The sequence below is a fragment of the Rhodococcus sp. T7 genome, from assembly GCF_009872365.1.
Taxonomy (GTDB): domain Bacteria; phylum Actinomycetota; class Actinomycetes; order Mycobacteriales; family Mycobacteriaceae; genus Rhodococcus_F.
On record NZ_WXYH01000389.1, the window covers coordinates 653,693 to 670,838 of the forward strand.

Genomic DNA, 17,146 nt, shown 5'->3' on the forward strand with positions numbered 1-17,146 from the left:
CAGTAGTGATTTTGGTGAGCCGCAGCGTGGAAATCCAGGGAATGTGATCCATGCCATCGCACAATTTTTCGGACTCCCTCCGCCGTGTGCTGGGTGGCCTGACCCTTCATTGCGAGGCCTACGCCCGGATGTGGATCGTGGGGCATCGGTCGGTGGTGGTTCCCGAGTATGTCGGCATTTATGCGCAGGAGGGCGCGTTGGGTCAGCTCACGCCGGCGTGTGCACGCCGGTTGGCGGTAATTCTGAATGCTGCGGCGGATGCGGCCGAGTCTGGTGAAATGTCGACTACACCAACAGATTCTGGAACAACGCATTCTTCGAGTACATCCTTGCGGGTCGGTCAAGTGTGGGCTGACAACGATCCCCGGGTGAAGGGCCGCACGGTCAAGGTCGAGGCAATCGACGGCGATAAGGCGCTGTGCCGTGTCCTTGCCCCGCCGTTCGACTATCCGGAGGGCCGGACGGGCCACTCCACACGGATCTCGGTTCGGCGATTCACGCCCACGAGCACCGGTTATCGCCTTATCCGTGAGGCGGATGGGACCCTCGCCCGTGGAGGTGTGAATTCCGATCAGGCGGTGTGGGTGGTCTCGGCGCCGATTCCTGCGCCGAGCGCCTGTTTCGCGGCGTGCACGGAGATCCGCTCGGGCGGGACGTGCTTCGGTGCTCCGGTGAGCCAGGGTGGTTGGTCTGCGTCTGCCAGGAGCAGGCGTGCGTCCCGTTGTCCCATGCGGATCGCGGCGTCGATGAAACCGCGGTCGAAGAGCAGGTAGCTGAGGAGGTCTCCGCGGCGAGCACCGTCGCCACCGAGTAGTCGTCCCAGGAGCAGCAGGTCCGGATTGCGAAGCATGTTCCATGCGCCGGCGGGCCAGCGGTTCCGGTCGTCGAATGCCTTGGCGGCGAGGGCGCCGAGGCATTCGCGCGTCTCGGGGCCGAAGAACAGGTAGGGCACATCGACGTAGTGGTGCTGCCTGCCGGTGACGGTTCGGCGTCCGTCGGCGACGAGTTCGTTGATCTTGCCGAGCGTCCGCAGGTCCTCGACCATCCGATCGACCAGCGCGGCATCGAGCACCCGCACGACCATGTCGTCGACATCCGGTGGTGCCGGCTCCTCGCCGGCGTTCGGCGCTTGCGGGTAGACCGCCGGGTGGGTGGCGACGACGACCAACTGGTGCGCGCCCAGGGACAGCGCCGGTTTGAGTGGGGCGTTGAGCCGGATCCCGCCGTCCGCGTACCAGCCTCGCCCATCGTTGGGGATCGATACCTCGACCGCGGGGAACAGCGCCGGAATCGCGGCGGAGGCCCGGACGTGCTCGGCGGTGACCCGCACACCGCGGTAGTCGATCGCGCGGTTGGCGTCCGGCGGCGGGAGCGGACCGGCACCGTTCCTGTCGACGAAGACCACCGTCCGGTTGCTGGCGGCCGAGGTGGTCACCACCGCCAGCGACGTCCGACCGTCGTTCAGGTTCGCTGCGAGCTGTGGCCAATCGACCAATCGGTGGGCGGTCCGGGCCAGTGGCGCGGTGTCGACCAGACTCGTCAGCCGAACCCTCGGTATTCCGCAGAGCTGACCGGCCCAGCGCGCGATCGTGCCGGGTCCGCTGAACATCAACGGCCGGAACACGTCGTCGATCTCCACGCTCCGCCAGGCCGCGAGTGCGGCGTCGGCCTGCTCGTCGGCTGGGAGATGGGCGCCCGCGGCGAACAGCGTCGCGTTGATCGCTCCGGCGCTGGTTCCGATGAACAGATCCGGTGTGACGCCGGCAGCGCGCAGGAAGGGCACGACCACGGACAGAACGCCTGCCTCGTAGGCGCCGCGCGCTCCGGCGCCGGCAACGACCACGGCGACCCGGGACGAATCGGGGTGTTGCCCTGGATCGGGGCTGGGCGGTGCGTGCGGTTCCATCGTCGATCCCCTTCGTCGTGCTGCTTCGTGTGCGGTCTGTGCTTGCGGGCGGTGCCGCGCGAGGGTCGCGGCACCGGACGGGGTGGGGCTCTGGGCTGTCCCTGCAGTGTCGACCTGGTCCGTCCGAGTCAGGGATGACCGCTGGGGTGAGGTTTAAACCCTGCCGCACGGTCGAGGTTGCGCGCCCCGACAGGTGCGCACCCTGGGCGTGACACCACTACCGGAGTGAGCACCGGGGACGGCGACAAGCTGAGGGAGCTGAACTGGATGGGCCGGGACGTCGGTGAGGTCACCGAGCGGTACCGCGACGACGATCCGCCTGCGGTGCATCGGGACGTCACCGGCTCGGAGGGGATCGCTGCGGGGCTGGACGTGGTCTGTGGGCCGCGCCGGGGAGTGTGTGTCCGCGGTGGGAACCGGGTCGCTCGTCACGACAAGGCTGTACAACGTGCGATTTTGTTGTGGGCTCGGTGCGAGAGGCCGCCTCGCCGGTGGGAGTCCGGGGTTGGTGCGGTGTGGAGTGCGCGGCGACGGTGGCGGTGGCGGCGAGTGCGTCGTCCATTGGAGTGGGGTGGCGTGGTCACCGAAGACAGCGGTGTGCACGGTGTGGTCGACGACTGATTCCGGGACTTCTTCACCGGACGGGGCATACGCCGTAATCCACGATGCGCCTCGGGCGGCGGCGCTCAGCTTGTCCGCCGAATGACGATCCCCATCGCGGCTTTTGTGCTCCGCAGGTTCTGCCGACGTGGCAGCGTATGTGTCTGTGGCGACCGATTCGACAGGAGTGTCCCGGACGGACAGGTAAGTGGGAGGACAGAACCGGACCGCAGCCTACTGGGTGTTCGCGGTGCGGCAGCGTCGTGTAAGCAGAGAGCGAGTAACCATGAACTCACCCTCACTGCCGGTGCTCGCCGGCGTGGAGCACCGGTTCGTCGACGTGGGCGGCGGTGTCACGATTCACGTCGCCGACGCCGGACCGGCCGACGGTCCGGCGGTCATGCTTGTCCACGGTTTCCCTCAGAACTGGTGGGCATGGCATGAGCTGATCGGTCCTCTGGCGGCCGATGGCTACCGGGTGCTGTGCCCGGATCTGCGCGGTGCCGGTTGGAGCTCGGCTCCCGATGATCGTTACTACAAGACGGACATGGCAGATGATCTCGCGGTCGTGCTCGACCGGCTTTCCGTCGCTGCGGTTCCCGTGGTCGCCCATGACTGGGGTGGTCCGATCGCGGCGCATCTGATGCTGCGACACCCGAAGAAGGTGACCGGATTTTTCGGACTGAACACCGTCGGCCCCTGGCTCGAGTTCGATCTGACGGTGGTTCGCCATCTGTGGCGGTTCTGGTATCAGATCCCGATTTCCCTTCCGGTGATCGGGCCGCGCCTTCTCGGTGACCCGAAGGGCCGCTTTGTCAGGATGACGGGCCGTTGGGTCGGCGCCGGGTTTTACCTCGACGACGTCGACTTCAGGCTCTATGTGCGGCGTTTGCGTGAGCCCGGTCATGCGGTCGCAGGCTTGCGTTGGTATCGCACATTCCTGACACGAGAACTGATCCGTGCCGGCGAATTCGCGAAGATTTCCGTCGATATTCCGATGCGGTTCCTCCACGGAATGGGTGACACGGTGATCACTCCCACGCTGCTGCGCGGATATGCCGAGCGCGCACCGGGTTTTCATCTCGAGACGGTCGACGACGCCGGTCACTGGATTGTCGATCAACGACCCGAGCTGGTGCTCGACCGACTACGGGCGTTCCTGCGAGAAACCTGAGTATGAACTCGAGATCCCGAGTTCAATCACCACCGCTACTGCGGCCGCGCCGGATGCCGTACAACTGGACGTTGCCGCCCTGCTGAAGGCGGTGGCCGAGTCACCGCAGGCGCGGGATGCGCTGATGCAGTCGCTCGCCGCCCTCGGGCAGCCCACCGCCAGCGGCAGTCACACCGGCGCCGACGCATCCGTGCCCACCCACCAGGCCATGGATGACACCAGCACGATCGGATCCGGCCGGACGGCCCGGTCGGCGAGGACGGCCGACCGGTGAGCCCGGTGTCGCGGTCCCCGCAGGCGGTGCGGGCGAGTATCACCGACCGCCTCAACCGGTACGCCACCGTGCACGGCCGGAACATTGCTGTGGTGCGGCGCCGATTCGTCATCGCCCGCTTCCTGACCCGCGATGCCGGTCCGCCCGCGAATTTAGATTCTCAGTGGGACAATCGAATACAAGATCTTGTCCGCTGACCAACTGTTTTTCGACTGGCGTGCTATGGCGGAACCGGACGTCGGCGTACACCTGCTCGTGCTGGTTTTTCGCGAGTGAGGATGTCGAGTGGTCAGCTGGTGTGGGGGATGTGGTCCCAGCCCTCGACGGATTCGGGGGTGCGGGGTGCGGGTCCGGTGTAGATGGCGGCGGGGCGGACGAGTTTGCCGAGACGCTTCTGCTCGAGGATGTGAGCGCACCAGCCTGCGGTGCGGCCACACGTGAACATCGCGGGCATCATGTGCGCCGGGACCTCGGCGAAGTCGAGGATGACCGCGGCCCAGAATTCGACGTTCGTCTCGATGGCCCGGTCGGGGCGGCGTTCGCGCAGTTCCGCGAGCGCGGCCTGCTCGAGGGCGGCGGCCGCCTCGTAACGGGGTGCGTTCAGGCGCTTGGCGGTGGCGCGCAGCACCCGGGCGCGGGGGTCTTCGGCGCGGTAGACGCGGTGCCCGAAGCCCATCAGCTTTTCCTTGCGGTCGAGGATGCCCTTGACCAGGGCGCGGGCGTCGCCGGACTTCTCGGTGTCCTCGATCATCGGCAGCACGCGGGCGGGGGCGCCGCCGTGCAGCGGGCCGGACATGGCGCCGATGGCCCCGGACAGGGAGGCGGCGACGTCGGCGCCGGTGGAGGCGATGACGCGGGCGGTGAAGGTGGAGGCGTTCATGCCGTGTTCGGCGGCGGAGACCCAGTAGGCGTCGATGGCTTCGACGTGGGCCGGGTCGGGGTCGCCCTTCCAGCGGACCATGAACCGTTCGGTGACGGTGGTGGCCTCGTCGATCCGCCTCTGCGGGACGGCGGGCTGGTAGATGCCGCGGGCGGATTGGGCGACGTAGGACAGGGCCATGACGGAGGCGCGGGCGAGTTGTTCGCGGGCGGTGTCGTCGTCGATGTCGAGGAGGGGCTGGTATCCCCAGATGGGGGCGAGCATGGCGAGGCCGGCCTGGACGTCGACGCGGACGTCGCCGGTGTGCACGGGGAGGGGGAACGGTTCCGCCGGGGGCAGTCCGGGGCCGAAACGGCCGTCGACGAGCAGGGCCCACACGTTGCCGAAGGTGACGTGCTTGGAGACGAGTTCCTCGATGTCGACGCCGCGGTAGCGCAGGGCGCCGCCGTCCTTGTCGGGTTCGGCGATGTCGCTGGTGAACGCGACCACGCCTTCCAGTCCGGAGACGAAATCGTCCGGCACACAGATGCGGTCGGTGATCGGTGCAGTAGTCATCTATGTCCTCGAAAATTCCTGGTGACGAGAGAATTCGGTGGGGAGATCACGGTCCGGGATTGGCGAGAAACGAGGCCCCTGCAACGTCCGCCGCTACAGAGACCACGGCCTTCTCTGCCGCGACGTCTCGGCACAAGACCACAGCGTCTGTCCGTCGATCCTCCGCACGAGCCCTCGTCCACTCAGTGGACATCCATTCCGGTCGTCCAAGAGCTACTAAAGGGGCTACTCCTACCCATTTCAACTCTTCTTCGCATACTGCTCGCAGGGCGGACATCAACGGCACTACCGTTCGCCCAGTAGACGTAGTGTGCAGCCACCGCGCAGGGGAGTGGGACAAGGCCGTTACCGGGTGGTTATGGTCAGTTGGGGCAGGTTGGATGGTCGCTGTGCGCCTGGTGACGGTTCCTCGGCGCGATCCGACCGCCGCCGACGTATAGGGCCCTCGTCGACGAGCCTGTGCGGCTCGGATTCGGTGGCTGGTTGGTCGCTCAGAACATGAGCAGACCAGGTTATCCATATTGGTGTTACAATTTGGAACAACACCGTGGAGGGAGTGGGCATGACCGTCACCGACACCAAAAGTGCTCTTGCCGCAAACTCTGCCCAGGAACACCTCGTGCACCGGAACCGTCTGCGGCTGATCGGCAAGGCGAAGAGCGAGGGGTACACGCTGCGGCAGATCGCCGACTATCTCGACATCTCGGCAACGCAAGTCCAGCGGCTCGCACAACGCGTCCTGGCGCAGCCCGAGGAACTCGAGAAAACCCCGCGAGAGGTGATCGACGAACGCTCGGCCGGTGTGATCACCGATGACGAGATGATGGACACGCTGGCACACTGGCCGTACACCTTCGGTGAGGTGCCCGTCGACGGCGACCAGCCGGTGGACGCCTACGTCAAGGGCAGCTGGGACGAGGTCCGGCGCGCGTACCGGCGGGGGTTGCTCAGTGACGACGAGTGGGACGTGCTGTTCGACAGCACACGGGCAGCGCGCAAGGCGCACCGCGCCGCGGCCCGAGGGCACGAGTGAGTCGAGACCGGCTGCGCGACGCTGTTTCTCGGCAATTGGTGCATCTCGGCGGGCGCGGGCAGCCGTTGCACGTGAACAGCGGCCTGAGCACCCTCGACCTGTATGAGGGGGATCGGCGTCGAGACCGCACGCTGGCGGAGGTCATCGAGTGGTATCTCGCGCTCGCGGAGCCCGATCGCGACGGTCAATGCGCCGCTATCATCTCTGCGGGTCCCCCGGGCGCCGGCAAGTCCACGGCGCTGCGTGAGCGCCACCTGGTCGACGGCAGCTACCGATATCTCGACGCGGACATCGTCAAAGACGAACTCCTGCGCCGGGCCATCGCCGACGGGCACTACGCCGGCCTGTTGTCGACGGTGCTCGCCGATTCGCATCCGATCGCCCCTCGGGAGCTCGCGGCCCTGGTGCACGCCGAATCCACCGACGTCATCGACGACATCCGCGAAGTGTGCCTGCAACGTCGCGAGAACGTCGTCATCGAAGGCACCTTGCAATGGCCTCCGCTCGGGGACATCCTCCTGGCCCAGCTCGGTGAGCACGACTACACCGATGTTCGCATCGTCGACGTCGAGGTGCCGGCGTCGGTCGCTCACGAACAGGCGGTGCTGCGGTGGTGGGCAGGCAGGCTCGCCGTGATCGCCGGGCAGGATGAAATGGGTGGCAGGTTCTCCCCGCCCGCGGCGATCGACGGGCTCTACCGGGAGGGTCCGGTGAGTCGGTGTGCAACGAACGCCCGCGCTACCTTCGACAGTTCGCTCGCAGCCGAGATCACCCGGGTCACCCTCATCCACATCGACCGGAGACTCGGCGCCGAGCCACTGGTCTCCACGCGCGTCGAGGGCAAGTTGGTCGACGGCACGTAACCACTGCTCACGCCGTACGGCCGGGGATGCACCTGGGCGCCGTGTGATCGTGACCTTTCTGCGCATCCTGTAAGTGTGCGATGCGCCACGTGACCGCCTCGTGTCGAAGGGCGGGAGTCCACGGGCCGGAATCAGCGGAGCGTCGGTGGCAAATGGACTTCCGAGCGATGGCATCCTGTTCACCGAGGCCGACCCGCGCGACGGCCACCGGGGGTTGGTGGGGCAGGCCTCTAAGCGAGTCGATGACCGGTGTGCCCAAACCCACCGGCGGAACATGTGACGCGCTGCTGATGGGGCCCCGTGCCGCGACCTGCCCACGGGCGCGGCCGGCGAAACCCCACCCCACTTTCGAGGGGGACGGCGGGGTTCCTGCACCGGCCAACGCTGGGGTCGCGGGACCGGTGCGCGCTCAGACCATCCGCGGTGTGCCGGTCACGGGCGGTCATTCTTCGCGCGGGATCGTAGGATTTCGTGCTTGTTGGGTCCCGGCGTCGAGATGTGGTCAGCGACTGCTTGGGTCGACGGTGAGGTCTTCGGTATCGGCGAAGATTTAGTCGGCCGTCGTCGAGGGCGATTGCCCACCGGTGTGCGGGCGCCCAGTCGTGGCCGGTGCCCCCGTCATTGGTGAGGGTGGCGTAGTCGGCGACGACTTCCCCGACGGCGGTGCCGGCGATGTCCTGCTTCCGGACCACGAGCACTCTGGTCCCGACGGTTGGTGCGGGACCCTGGCCGTAGTGTCGGGGCACCCTACACCCTAATTCCACCTCACCCTCAACGATGCTTTCTGAGCAGGATAGGGGGTGCGCGTTCGGGCGGCGCGAGTTGCCGCCGCCCGTGCGACGACCCAATAACGGGGTGGGCGTCGCACGGGCGGTCTCGCTTGGATCCTCGCGTCGGCGCGGGGCTCGGTCCTGGATCTCGCCGTCGGCGGGCCCCGGCGCTGTCCCGCCGACGGGACGCATTAACGACAGGGCCCGACGCACCTCGGTCCCGGCGCACCCCGGTCCAGGGGGTCTCGTCGGTGGTTATGCGGCTGCGTGTTGAGCGTGGTGGCTTGAGTAGATGTCGACGAGGATGTTGATTCGGCGTTGCAGGTATCGGGTGTGGGAGCCGAACCAGATCGGCGCCCACAGCCAGGTGACGACCGGGGACACCTGCGTGGTGGATCCGACTTGGGTGTGGGCCTGGTTGAGGCGTTTGGCGGTGCGGGAGAGTCCGATGAGTCCGTAGATGGGGATCAGCTGTGACCACCAGCGGGTCCAGGCTTCCCGGTTGACGCCGGCGGTGGCGGCGAGTTCTCCGCCGATGCGGTCGTACCAGACGAGGTAGTCGATGCCGAAGGTGATGACGGTCAGCCACCACAGCCCCCAGGCCCCTTGCTTGCGAATCGCCGACGGCGGTTGAACAGTGGTCACGGCGTCCCCCTGGATGTGAAGTTCTTCGAGACCGTCCGAGACGCGGTGGTGCGGCTGAGTCGGCGATCGAGACTCGTCACCCCGGATCAGACCACTCAATCCGGAGCGGCGGTATAGGCCAAACAAACGTATCTGCAGGTACCGCACATAGGTTGAAGGTGCTGTTGTTTCGATGCTTTCGGCGTGGCGGCCTTCCTCGCACCGGGCGACCCGCTATTCTCATCGGGCGCGCGGGCTGTCAGTACCCGACGCCGCCGCAGAGTTTCGGGTCGGTGATGTAGCCGGCTTCGCGGCCGTTGCGGGTTTGTATCTCCCCTGAGGTGGTGCCGCACCGTATCGGGTGCCGCATCGGTCGGCGCCGATGACCGGGGTTCCGTCGGGCCGGTACCAGCCGCTGTCGTCGCAGGAGTATCCGCGATCGGAGGTGGTGCCCACGGGTGCCCGGGTGACGGCATCGGGGGCGGGGTAGCTGCCGCCGGTGGTAGGGGGTGCGGCAGATCACGCCGTCAAATTTCGAAGGTATTGGCTTCGCGTTCCTGGCGGAGGTATTCATCGCCGCCGAGCTGGTTGAAGCACCACTGTGAGAAGGCGAGGGTGCCGTCGCTGAATCGCGCGGGTCCGGGTGTGCCTTCGAGGCATTCGACGATGTACGGCTGCTCGTTCACCGGTTCGACGGGTGCGTCGGTGGTGACGGGCACGGCGGCGGGGGCGATGCGTCGGGTGTGGTGGACGCCGGGACCGCGGTGGTCGTTGCCGGCGGTACGTCAGGGTGGAGGCCGTCGCCGTCGCCGTCTGGCTTGGCTGGTCGCTGCTTCCACATCGGGTCAACATCAGGGCGCCGGCGAACGCCCAGACCGCCAGATGCCGTTTCATGGGTTCCTTCCGACGGCGACGGCATCTCGTGCGTCGTCCGGATGCGGTTGCCTCGCGTTTCAGGCGGTCACCTCGCCCGTACCGGACCTGTCCGCGGCAGGACGCTCCGTTGCGGGCTATCGGCTCTGCACGTGCTCGGTCCAGTGGTGACCGTCGTGCCAACGGATCAACCGTGCATCAGCGATGTCGGGATACCACCCCGGCGGCACCGGACGAGCGGGCGCCGCCGTGCTACCAGGCTTGGCCACCCGCACGATCAGCAGGATGACGCCGATGATGATCGCCAGCATCACGGCCAACGCGGCACACACGATCAGCCAGTGCCACGGACTCATTGCTCCCACAGCCGTGAGTATGGGCCCCGGAGCCGGTGACGGAACTCGACACGACAGAGGCGGACCGAAGTTCATTCACGCGAACGACAACTGCGGCGTCGCCCGAGGCGCGGCGATACCGGACCACCGTCGCACGCGACGGCGTCGTCTGTGCACACCCGATGTGCGAGAGCAACGGGGTCGGCCTTGGGTGATTCGGGGTCTCACGGAGCGGTGGCTGACATCGCGCGGCACGTCCAGCGCGAATCGATGACCGTGACGGAATGCGACTGCCTCGGCGGGTGGGTGTCGGCTGCCGACGACCACCGGTATTGAACTGCCCGGTTCAACGCATGGACACGAGCACTATGACGGCAGTCAGCACGGCGGCGACCAGTTCGATGGCCCCGAGGATCAGTGCGGCAACGGCCAGGCCGGAGCCGGTTTCATGTTCGCGCCCGCTGGTCTCGACGTAACCGATCGCTCCGAATACCAGTGCTGGGAGGAACAATCCAATGAGGGCGCAGAACAGTGCAACGATCGCGCAGATGTTGGTTCGCTCCGCTACCTCGACGCCGAGGTCGGTCTCGTCGAATGTCACCACGGGCAAATTCCTTTCATTCAGTGGTGCACCAGGTGCGGCCGGGCCAGGTCTGACCCGGCGTCGCCATCGTCGGCCGTACCTCGATGGGGTAGTGGTTATCTGCGTGGTGACCGTCTCCTCCCGGGGCTCGGATTCCGAGCTGCACTCGGCCAGGGCCGGAGCACTCACTGCCAGCAGCAGGGGGTGTTCCGGCGCGTTACTACTTGCTCCCGGTGACGTCGACGATGTTCGCGAAGAACTTCGGCACGGTGGTGTTGCCGCCGATTTGAGTGTCGTAGGAATAGGAGCCGACGACCTCGACGTACAGGGTGACAATGTCGTCCTCGACCACATTCGCGGCCGTGGTGGACAGCACACCGACCATGGAGTTCACGTCGTAGTCGTAGTAGTCGCCCGGGTTGGCGCCGGTCTCGGCGCGGAACGTCGTCTTCCCTGTCGCGGAGTCGAATTGGGTGACCACCCCGTAGATCACCAGCTTGCGGCCCTTGTGGGCGTCCGGGTCCTTCGCCAACAGGGCGAAGTCACGGTCGCCGATCTGCTCGTAGGTGCCCCGGTCCATCTTCGCGGCCAGGACCTCCGCCTGCCGCTGGCGTTCCGCCTCGGCCTCGGCGGCGCGGCGGACCCGCTCCTCCTCGTGCTGCCGCTTGATCTCCTCCTGCTCGAGCCGCTTCGCCTCGGCCTGCTGAGCTGACAGGGTCGCGGCGGCGGCACTGGTGCGCGAGGCCAGCGCGGTCTCGGACGCCGTCGGGGTGTTCTCGTGCTGGTTGGCGGCGATGCCGAGGAAGAGGATCGCGGCGGCGAAAGAGCCGCCCACCACCCAGGGCCAGCGCTTCTTCTTGTCGCCGGTGGCCCACGGCTGGTTGGACGGCTTGGGGACCTGGCCGGGGCTGGGCTGCCCGAGTTGGCCCGGTTTTGGCTGGTTCGGGTCCTGGGGAGGGAAAGGCGTGTCGTTCACTGGGTATCTCTCTCGGTAGTGGACGCCTACTGCGTCCTGTCCTTCAGCGTCGGGGTGTCCCACGGCAGTTACTGCAGTGACGGAAGGCTCTTCGATGTGCACCGCCCTGTGGAGTGCAAGGGGCTCCCGCAGCTCCGACTCAGCAGGCGTACCGGTCGAGACGGGGGTGCTCGACCATGGCCGGGACGGGTGTCCACATTGGGCCCGGTCTTCCTCGGTGACCTTCCAGCGCTGCCAGTGCTTGTTCAGCTGCGGAGCCTTGCGTGCCGTCGATCGGCTTCCACGCCTGGGCGATCCCCCGCCCACTCGCGCTGGTGATGACGCGAACGTCGAGGTCAAGTCACGCTGTGGTGCCATGCCGGCACCGTCCGAACCCTGAGGGTCGCGACCCCGGACACGACCCTCAGATCCGGGGCCGTGTCCGGGGTCTCGCGGACCGTACGGTCTTACCGGTTGTGGGTGTCCGGGAAAGGGTTTGGGTCAGGCCTGGAACATGCACATCGGCGGAGGAGGCCCGAACAGCGACCCGAGCGAGCCTGAACCTGCGTAGTCCTCGTCCCAGTACTCACCCTTGGAGACGATCGTTTCGTAGGTGCGCAGGTTGAAGGTGTGGCAGGAAACGTACAAACCGGCAGCCGGTGTGGGCTCGATGCCGAGCCAGTCGCCCTTGTTCACGATCTGGTCGACCTCGACGACGCCCCGGCAGGTGTAGCCGTCGAACTTGGAGCCGTCTTCCTTCCAGATGACGTAGTTCATGCAGTTGGTGCCGGAGTAGTAGATCGACGAGCGAACCTTGTCCCCGTAGTAGGTGGTGGCCTGAGCCGTACCAGCGCCGGCGGTGGCGATGGCGGCGGCAGCGACAGTGGTGGTAGCCACCGCCGTTGCGAGACGTGTCAGACGCATGGGGCGCCCTTCCTGTTCAGTGTGGTACCCCTGATGGGAGTGGACGTGCTCCCCGGCCGGGGAACCAACCACCCACATCAGGGACAGGGTTAGTTGCACTGCCTGTTTCGAGGGTGGGAGTCACCAGCCTTGCGCCATGAAGGCGCGCAAGCCCAGGTCGTGCGCCGTTGATGAAGTGCGATAGTTGAAACTAATACCAGACGAATCGGACGATTACACAATTCGGAACGATCTCCCGCGTGCAGCGCGCTATCCGCGCAATGTGTTGTGCATCAGGATATCCGAGTCAATAGATCATTCGACCGACAAGAACATCAGAACGGGGACTTTGTCCTCTAGCGGCGACGGGAAGCGGGTAGTGCGGGATGAACAGCCGATCTGTCATTCACCTGACTGACGTGCGGCTGTCGGTATTCGAGGTTGCTAAGGTCGCACGTCCACTTCGCCTGAACCAGGAGCAATTTGATGAGTGATCGTGCTGCATACCTTGTCCGGCTTCTGGCGTCAGCTGCGATCTGTGGCGCGATTGTCTCCGGCTGCTCGACAAACGCAGAGTCCGACACTGAGGGGTCGGCGGTGCCCACAGTGAGTGGCTCGGACGCCAGTGTGGTTGTGCAGGTGGACTGCGGCGACGATGGCGTTGCCAGCGTCAAGGTGTCGTATGGCGGGAACTCGCCTGACGGGGGTGGCGTCCTCGTAGGCCGAAATCCCACGACGAAGGCCGCCGGTGGCATGGCCACCTTCTCCAGGCAATACGGCACCGGTGCGGGGTTTGACGACGCGACGTTGTCGGTCACGACATCGCCGACCACCGGGACGTGCACCACGACGCTCACCGACTACAACAGCGGTGAGGTGCTCTCCCAGCGCGAGACCGCAGGCAGAGCGGTATTAGAAGCCGTCGTGAGCGCCGGGCAGTAACGAGCCTGATGTTCGCAGCGGCGACGGCCTACTGCCCGCAGCACCTCACCGGGATCAAGTGAGACACCCATTGAGATACGCAGCCGCGGCCTCGCTGCTGCCGGATGTCTTTCCCTCAGAGGCTGTTCGACGATCCCTCGGCGGACCCAGCCGTTGAGACCACGACCGTGCAGGCCCCTGAGGTGGTCGCCAGGAACATCAATTCTGGCGGCCGAAACACCGTCGACGGCCGCGAGGTCAAGATGACCCGGGCCTTCGGGGGCAAGAAGTCGAAGAACGTCCTCGATGCGCTCAACCTGGACGGCGCCGTCGAGCGAGTGGACGTCGACCGCGACACCTGGAACACGATCAGCATCGGCGACAGCTACCCGCAGTAGCCGTTGCATAGGGCCCTGGCTCGCCCGAACCGCCGCTTCCGCAAGTCCGGCCGGACCCGCAGAGGTGATCGCAACGCGGGTCGGTGGCCGGGACCGACGTTCTTGCAACGAGATCAGAGGAGCGCGTGAACGCGCTCCTTCGCAACCAAGTTCACACAATCTGTGACAAAGACTGAGAAGGACAAACGACATGACGTACCCCCCGCAGCCTGGACAGCCGCAGCAGCCCGGCCAGCCGTACTACCCGCCGCCGCCCCTGCAGCCGGCGAAGAAGAAGCGGAAGTGGCCCTGGATCGTTCTGGCTATTATCGCCGTGTTCGTGGTCGTCGCGGTCGCCGGCGGCGGAGAGGATGGGAAGTCGCCCACCGAGGCTCTGACCGGGGAACCCGCGGGACACGACGCACCCGCCAGTCTTCCGCCGCTGGTCGCGGCCGCACCCTCCGGCGACGGCACGCAGATCACTTACGAGGTCATCAGTGACTCGGGTGAGCTGAACAATGTGACCTGGTTCGATGAGCTGAACGCTTTGCAGCAGCAGTCGAATGTGGCCGCGCCCTGGTCGAAGGCCTTGAGTAACACTGCCACGTTCTCGATGGCCGGCGTGACCGCGCAGACCACCGGAACATCGGTGACGTGCCGGGTCGTCGTCGATGGCGACATCAAGGACGAGAAGACCTCGACCGGGCAGTACGCGGTCGTGAACTGCAGCTACGCCGGATTCTGAGCCACCTCAGGCGGGAGGGTCCGACACACTTCGGGCCCTCCCGCGTCTCGCTCCTTGAAAGGGGTGCCCCATGAGTGAGCAGGGTCCGGATCAGCAGCCGGAGCGGTCACCGCACGGCGGTGAGAGCCCATCGCCGGACCACTCCTGGCGGTGGCCGGTGGGGGTTGTCGTCGTCTGCCTGGTCGTCGCTGCGGCAGGAGTATCCCGCATCGGCACCCTGGTCGCTGTCGGTGGTCAATGCCGCCACGTACCCGATGATGGGCCTCGGTGCGCAGACCGAGGGGCAGTCGGTGACCTGCCGCATCATCGTCGACGGCCGGGTCATGGACGAACAGACGCCCGTCGGCCAGTACGCCGTTGTGAACTGCAACGCCTGACGCAAACACGAAGAACAGGACCACAATGACGATCACCCCCGAGCCGTTCAACGAGGATCACCCCGACTGGGGTAAGCCTGTGCCGCAGCAGCCCTATCCGCAGGGCCCGCAGTACGGTGCGCCCGGCACCGGATATCCGCCGCCGTATCAGCCCCCGGCGCAGGCATGGGATCAGAACGGGCAGGCGAACGCGTGGGCCGGGATGTCCCCCGAGCAGGCGTGGGCCGCCTACCACCACCAGCAGCAGCAGTTCCCGCAACCGCAGCAGTACTGGCAGCAACCGCCGCCGGTGAACGTCGCCCAAGCGGTGACGGTGAACAACAACGGTGGCTCGCGGTGCCCGCATCTGCTGCACTTCATCCTGACCCTGATTACCTGTGGGGCGTGGCTGCCGATCTGGATCATCCACGCGATCATCGACGCATTCCGGTGATACTCGAGCCGCCCAAGAACCCGACCATGGCGCGGCAGCGGAACGGTACGGAGTCCAGACCGCGAAGGGTCAGACGGGCCTCGATCACTACCAAGTCCGTCAGTACGCGGGCTGGTACCGGCACATCACCCTCTCGATGCTCGCGCACACCTTCCTCACCGTCACCCGCTCTAAAAGGGGGCCCGCAAACCCGGCGACGACAGCGAGTTGATCGCACTGAGCGTGCCCGAGATCCGACGGCTGCTCTGCCAACTGATCTGGACGTATCTACCCGACCCCCATCACGTCCTCGCACGCTCCCACTGGCGTCGCCGCCATCAACACCGAGCCCGATAATCCCACTACCGAGTCCGAGTGCACCTGCCCTAAACGCGACTGTAGTACTAAGAAGGGCACGAACGCTGAGCCGTGTTCCACGGCTGTCCAAATGCGGCTGCGTCCCGAAAGGCCGTCTCCACTGTCGTGATGGTCCGCGTGCGCGGCGAGAGAACCAATGATTTAGTCGCCGGTGAGTCGGCAGTGACGGCTCAGTGGTCTCGGATACCTCCACGTCAGGCTCCACGGCAGTGAACCGTTCTCTACCTCCATTCCTGTACCGAGCACAGTGCCGAGCTCTACAGCATTGAGAACCTTGCGGTCACTTCGGCGGTGAGAGTGCAAGAGTGGTTGGTTAGCGGTTCTACGTGTCGAGGAAGTCCCATTCGCTGCCAAGGACCCAACGCAATGCTGAAAGTTTGCCGTTGAGCATGCCAAGCTCGAAGTCCGTGTAGGGTCCGAGCTCGCCCGGTTTTGTGTAGGTCTCTTCGACGTGCTGGCGGCCAGGACCGGCGATCGCAAGGAGCCGTTCGAGCTCCACCTGATTTTCGGTGTCCTGCAGCCGATATTCGTGTTGGAGAGATCGGTGGTGCCAGATCCGGTCAAAGAGCTGTTTCTCAGCATCGACGATCTCGTCCAGGCGTCCAGGCGTCCAGGCGTCCAGGCGTCCAGGCGTCGTGGCTCGTCGACGAACTCGGTCTCCGCGAAGAGTTCCTCGATCTCGGGTCCGAAGTGCATGAGAAGGACATCGTTCAGCCCGTCGACACCGAGTGCGTAGATGGACCCGTCCTGCGCGAACGTTGCCTCTATATCGGGATGGGGTCGCCGCTTGTCCCCACCCTGTTGCGAGAAGTCTTCACTATTCGACGTGACAAACACATGTGGCTCCTGCGCAAGGTCAACGCCCTCAACGGCGGTCGCGTACAACTCAATGAGCAACGCGTCTGCAACGCTGTTGCGTGACCGGTGGAAAGGCGCCTGCTTGGTAAGACCACGCTCGACCACGGAACCGTGATTCGCGTCGGTCGGCTCGATGACTCGCCCACCTCGCAGAAGTTCAAGGACATCGACGAAGTTGCGTGTCGTCATCGCGCCGATCAGTGGCACATGGCGGGCGAGATCCTCCAGCACCTTCAAATCGTCCCCATTGTCGGCCCCACCGTACTCATTGAGGTCCTGCTTGATCAGCTTGAACCGCTGGGCGACGCTCGCCGTCATTGACGTCTCGATCCGCTCTCGATTCCGTTCGAATTCATCAATGACGAGGGAGGGGACGAGCAACTCGACATCACCATGATGGAGGAGAACGCGGAGGGCAACGATCCATCGTTGTCCGTCACGCCGCTTGGACAAGTCGAGCCAGGTCGACGTGTCAACGAGAAGGTGCAGCATGGTTCTCAATGTATAGGCGGCGATGCAGCACAACCGGAGCAGCTCAGACGGTGCAGATATCAACACCCGACCTGCCTAATGTTTCCAGTCGATGCGGACGAGTGGCGGGTCGAACCCCTGGCGGCCCCGGGGGACGGAAGTATGGTCACCGTCATCAATAGGGCGATTATCGTGCCGCGTCCTAGCTGACCTGAGCTGTTCCCTCCTCTTGGTCTGTCGGTCTCACTGGCTGCGAAGATCTGCGTTAAACGCTTCGAG

General features: G+C 65.7%; 19 protein-coding genes and 2 pseudogenes. 11 read left to right on the forward strand and 10 right to left on the reverse strand.

Going from position 1 to position 17,146, the window contains the following annotated elements:
• Nucleotides 1-571: 571 nt before the first annotated feature.
• Nucleotides 572-1,906 carry a patatin-like phospholipase family protein gene (locus MLGJGCBP_RS47065; protein WP_160097344.1) on the reverse strand — a complete coding sequence of 445 codons (1,335 nt, stop codon included), beginning with the start codon at nt 1,904-1,906 and terminating at the stop codon, nt 572-574.
• A gap of 225 nt (nt 1,907-2,131) precedes the next feature.
• Between MLGJGCBP_RS47065 and MLGJGCBP_RS47070 the strand changes: the two genes are divergently transcribed.
• The 3 genes from MLGJGCBP_RS47070 to MLGJGCBP_RS47080 all read left to right on the forward strand — a co-directional run bounded on the left by MLGJGCBP_RS47070 (nt 2,132) and on the right by MLGJGCBP_RS47080 (nt 3,954).
• Nucleotides 2,132-2,527 (forward strand): hypothetical protein, encoded by a 396-nt coding sequence (locus tag MLGJGCBP_RS47070; protein WP_160097346.1) that lies wholly within the window; start codon nt 2,132-2,134, stop codon nt 2,525-2,527.
• Between the two features lie 265 nt (nt 2,528-2,792).
• Nucleotides 2,793-3,680, forward strand: a complete 888-nt coding sequence (locus MLGJGCBP_RS47075) for an alpha/beta fold hydrolase (protein ID WP_160104041.1) — start codon at nt 2,793-2,795, stop codon at nt 3,678-3,680.
• Nucleotides 3,681-3,771: 91 nt separating this feature from the next.
• Nucleotides 3,772-3,954, forward strand: a complete 183-nt coding sequence (locus MLGJGCBP_RS47080; protein WP_160103983.1) for a hypothetical protein — start codon at nt 3,772-3,774, stop codon at nt 3,952-3,954.
• A 289-nt stretch (nt 3,955-4,243) separates the two neighbouring features.
• Here MLGJGCBP_RS47080 and MLGJGCBP_RS47085 read toward each other — a convergent pair whose 3' ends face one another.
• Nucleotides 4,244-5,389: a citrate synthase 2 gene (locus MLGJGCBP_RS47085; protein WP_160103985.1), complete on the reverse strand. Its 1,146-nt coding sequence runs from the start codon at nt 5,387-5,389 to the stop codon at nt 4,244-4,246.
• 562 nt (nt 5,390-5,951) lie between these two features.
• Between MLGJGCBP_RS47085 and MLGJGCBP_RS52785 the strand changes: the two genes are divergently transcribed.
• Nucleotides 5,952-6,422, forward strand: coding sequence for a winged helix-turn-helix domain-containing protein (locus MLGJGCBP_RS52785; protein ID WP_236580957.1), 471 nt, complete (start codon nt 5,952-5,954; stop codon nt 6,420-6,422).
• Nucleotides 6,419-7,285, forward strand: coding sequence for a zeta toxin family protein (locus MLGJGCBP_RS47095; RefSeq protein ID WP_160094571.1), 867 nt, complete (start codon nt 6,419-6,421; stop codon nt 7,283-7,285). The genes MLGJGCBP_RS52785 and MLGJGCBP_RS47095 overlap by 4 nt, the downstream gene beginning before the upstream one ends.
• A gap of 502 nt (nt 7,286-7,787) precedes the next feature.
• Here MLGJGCBP_RS47095 and MLGJGCBP_RS52790 read toward each other — a convergent pair.
• The 7 genes and pseudogenes from MLGJGCBP_RS52790 to MLGJGCBP_RS47125 all read right to left on the reverse strand — a co-directional run bounded on the left by MLGJGCBP_RS52790 (nt 7,788) and on the right by MLGJGCBP_RS47125 (nt 12,349).
• Nucleotides 7,788-8,031, reverse strand: a pseudogene (locus MLGJGCBP_RS52790) (hypothetical protein).
• A 279-nt stretch (nt 8,032-8,310) separates the two neighbouring features.
• Entirely contained in the window at nt 8,311-8,700 is a 390-nt protein-coding gene (locus tag MLGJGCBP_RS47100; protein WP_160094570.1) for a hypothetical protein, read from the reverse strand.
• A gap of 506 nt (nt 8,701-9,206) precedes the next feature.
• Nucleotides 9,207-9,398 (reverse strand): hypothetical protein, encoded by a 192-nt coding sequence (locus MLGJGCBP_RS47105; RefSeq protein ID WP_160094569.1) that lies wholly within the window; start codon nt 9,396-9,398, stop codon nt 9,207-9,209.
• Nucleotides 9,399-9,689: 291 nt separating this feature from the next.
• A complete protein-coding gene (locus MLGJGCBP_RS47110) occupies nt 9,690-9,908 on the reverse strand; it encodes a DUF2510 domain-containing protein (RefSeq protein WP_236580956.1) in 219 nt (72 codons plus the stop codon).
• 325 nt (nt 9,909-10,233) lie between these two features.
• Nucleotides 10,234-10,491 (reverse strand): hypothetical protein, encoded by a 258-nt coding sequence (locus MLGJGCBP_RS47115; protein ID WP_160094567.1) that lies wholly within the window; start codon nt 10,489-10,491, stop codon nt 10,234-10,236.
• Between the two features lie 199 nt (nt 10,492-10,690).
• The gene (locus tag MLGJGCBP_RS47120; protein ID WP_160094566.1) at nt 10,691-11,446 is read right to left on the reverse strand and encodes a hypothetical protein; all 756 of its coding nucleotides are present in this window, start codon (nt 11,444-11,446) and stop codon (nt 10,691-10,693) included.
• A 480-nt stretch (nt 11,447-11,926) separates the two neighbouring features.
• A complete protein-coding gene (locus tag MLGJGCBP_RS47125) occupies nt 11,927-12,349 on the reverse strand; it encodes a hypothetical protein (protein WP_160094565.1) in 423 nt (140 codons plus the stop codon).
• Nucleotides 12,350-12,925: 576 nt separating this feature from the next.
• Here MLGJGCBP_RS47125 and MLGJGCBP_RS47130 point away from each other — a divergent pair.
• The 6 genes and pseudogenes from MLGJGCBP_RS47130 to MLGJGCBP_RS47155 all read left to right on the forward strand — a co-directional run.
• Complete coding sequence (locus tag MLGJGCBP_RS47130; protein WP_160094564.1) at nt 12,926-13,270, forward strand: hypothetical protein; 345 nt, start codon at nt 12,926-12,928, stop codon at nt 13,268-13,270.
• 167 nt (nt 13,271-13,437) lie between these two features.
• Nucleotides 13,438-13,647 carry a hypothetical protein gene (locus MLGJGCBP_RS47135; RefSeq protein WP_160094563.1) on the forward strand — a complete coding sequence of 70 codons (210 nt, stop codon included), beginning with the start codon at nt 13,438-13,440 and terminating at the stop codon, nt 13,645-13,647.
• A gap of 190 nt (nt 13,648-13,837) precedes the next feature.
• Nucleotides 13,838-14,371, forward strand: a complete 534-nt coding sequence (locus MLGJGCBP_RS47140; protein WP_160094562.1) for an MmpS family transport accessory protein — start codon at nt 13,838-13,840, stop codon at nt 14,369-14,371.
• Nucleotides 14,372-14,445: 74 nt separating this feature from the next.
• Complete coding sequence (locus MLGJGCBP_RS47145) at nt 14,446-14,748, forward strand: MmpS family transport accessory protein (RefSeq protein ID WP_160094561.1); 303 nt, start codon at nt 14,446-14,448, stop codon at nt 14,746-14,748.
• 25 nt (nt 14,749-14,773) lie between these two features.
• Nucleotides 14,774-15,181 carry a hypothetical protein gene (locus tag MLGJGCBP_RS47150; protein WP_160094560.1) on the forward strand — a complete coding sequence of 136 codons (408 nt, stop codon included), beginning with the start codon at nt 14,774-14,776 and terminating at the stop codon, nt 15,179-15,181.
• A 34-nt stretch (nt 15,182-15,215) separates the two neighbouring features.
• Nucleotides 15,216-15,392, forward strand: a pseudogene (locus MLGJGCBP_RS47155) (IS701 family transposase); the annotation flags it as partial.
• 287 nt (nt 15,393-15,679) lie between these two features.
• On the opposite strand, the gene MLGJGCBP_RS47160 reads toward MLGJGCBP_RS47155, so the two are convergent.
• A complete protein-coding gene (locus MLGJGCBP_RS47160; protein WP_201452982.1) occupies nt 15,680-16,888 on the reverse strand; it encodes a PIN domain-containing protein in 1,209 nt (402 codons plus the stop codon).
• Nucleotides 16,889-17,146 lie beyond the last annotated feature (258 nt).

Bases quoted from the DNA above. Each gene is read 5' to 3' on its own strand.
- MLGJGCBP_RS47065 (WP_160097344.1), bottom strand. From the start codon at position 1,906: ATGGAACCGCACGCACCGCCCAGCCCCGATCCAGGGCAACACCCCGAT.
- MLGJGCBP_RS47075 (WP_160104041.1), top strand. From the start codon at position 2,793: ATGAACTCACCCTCACTGCCGGTGCTCGCCGGCGTGGAGCACCGGTTC.
- MLGJGCBP_RS47085 (WP_160103985.1), bottom strand. From the start codon at position 5,389: ATGACTACTGCACCGATCACCGACCGCATCTGTGTGCCGGACGATTTC.
- MLGJGCBP_RS52785 (WP_236580957.1), top strand. From the start codon at position 5,952: ATGACCGTCACCGACACCAAAAGTGCTCTTGCCGCAAACTCTGCCCAG.
- MLGJGCBP_RS47110 (WP_236580956.1), bottom strand. From the start codon at position 9,908: ATGAGTCCGTGGCACTGGCTGATCGTGTGTGCCGCGTTGGCCGTGATG.
- MLGJGCBP_RS47125 (WP_160094565.1), bottom strand. From the start codon at position 12,349: ATGCGTCTGACACGTCTCGCAACGGCGGTGGCTACCACCACTGTCGCT.
- MLGJGCBP_RS47140 (WP_160094562.1), top strand. From the start codon at position 13,838: ATGACGTACCCCCCGCAGCCTGGACAGCCGCAGCAGCCCGGCCAGCCG.
- MLGJGCBP_RS47150 (WP_160094560.1), top strand. From the start codon at position 14,774: ATGACGATCACCCCCGAGCCGTTCAACGAGGATCACCCCGACTGGGGT.
- MLGJGCBP_RS47160 (WP_201452982.1), bottom strand. From the start codon at position 16,888: ATGCTGCACCTTCTCGTTGACACGTCGACCTGGCTCGACTTGTCCAAG.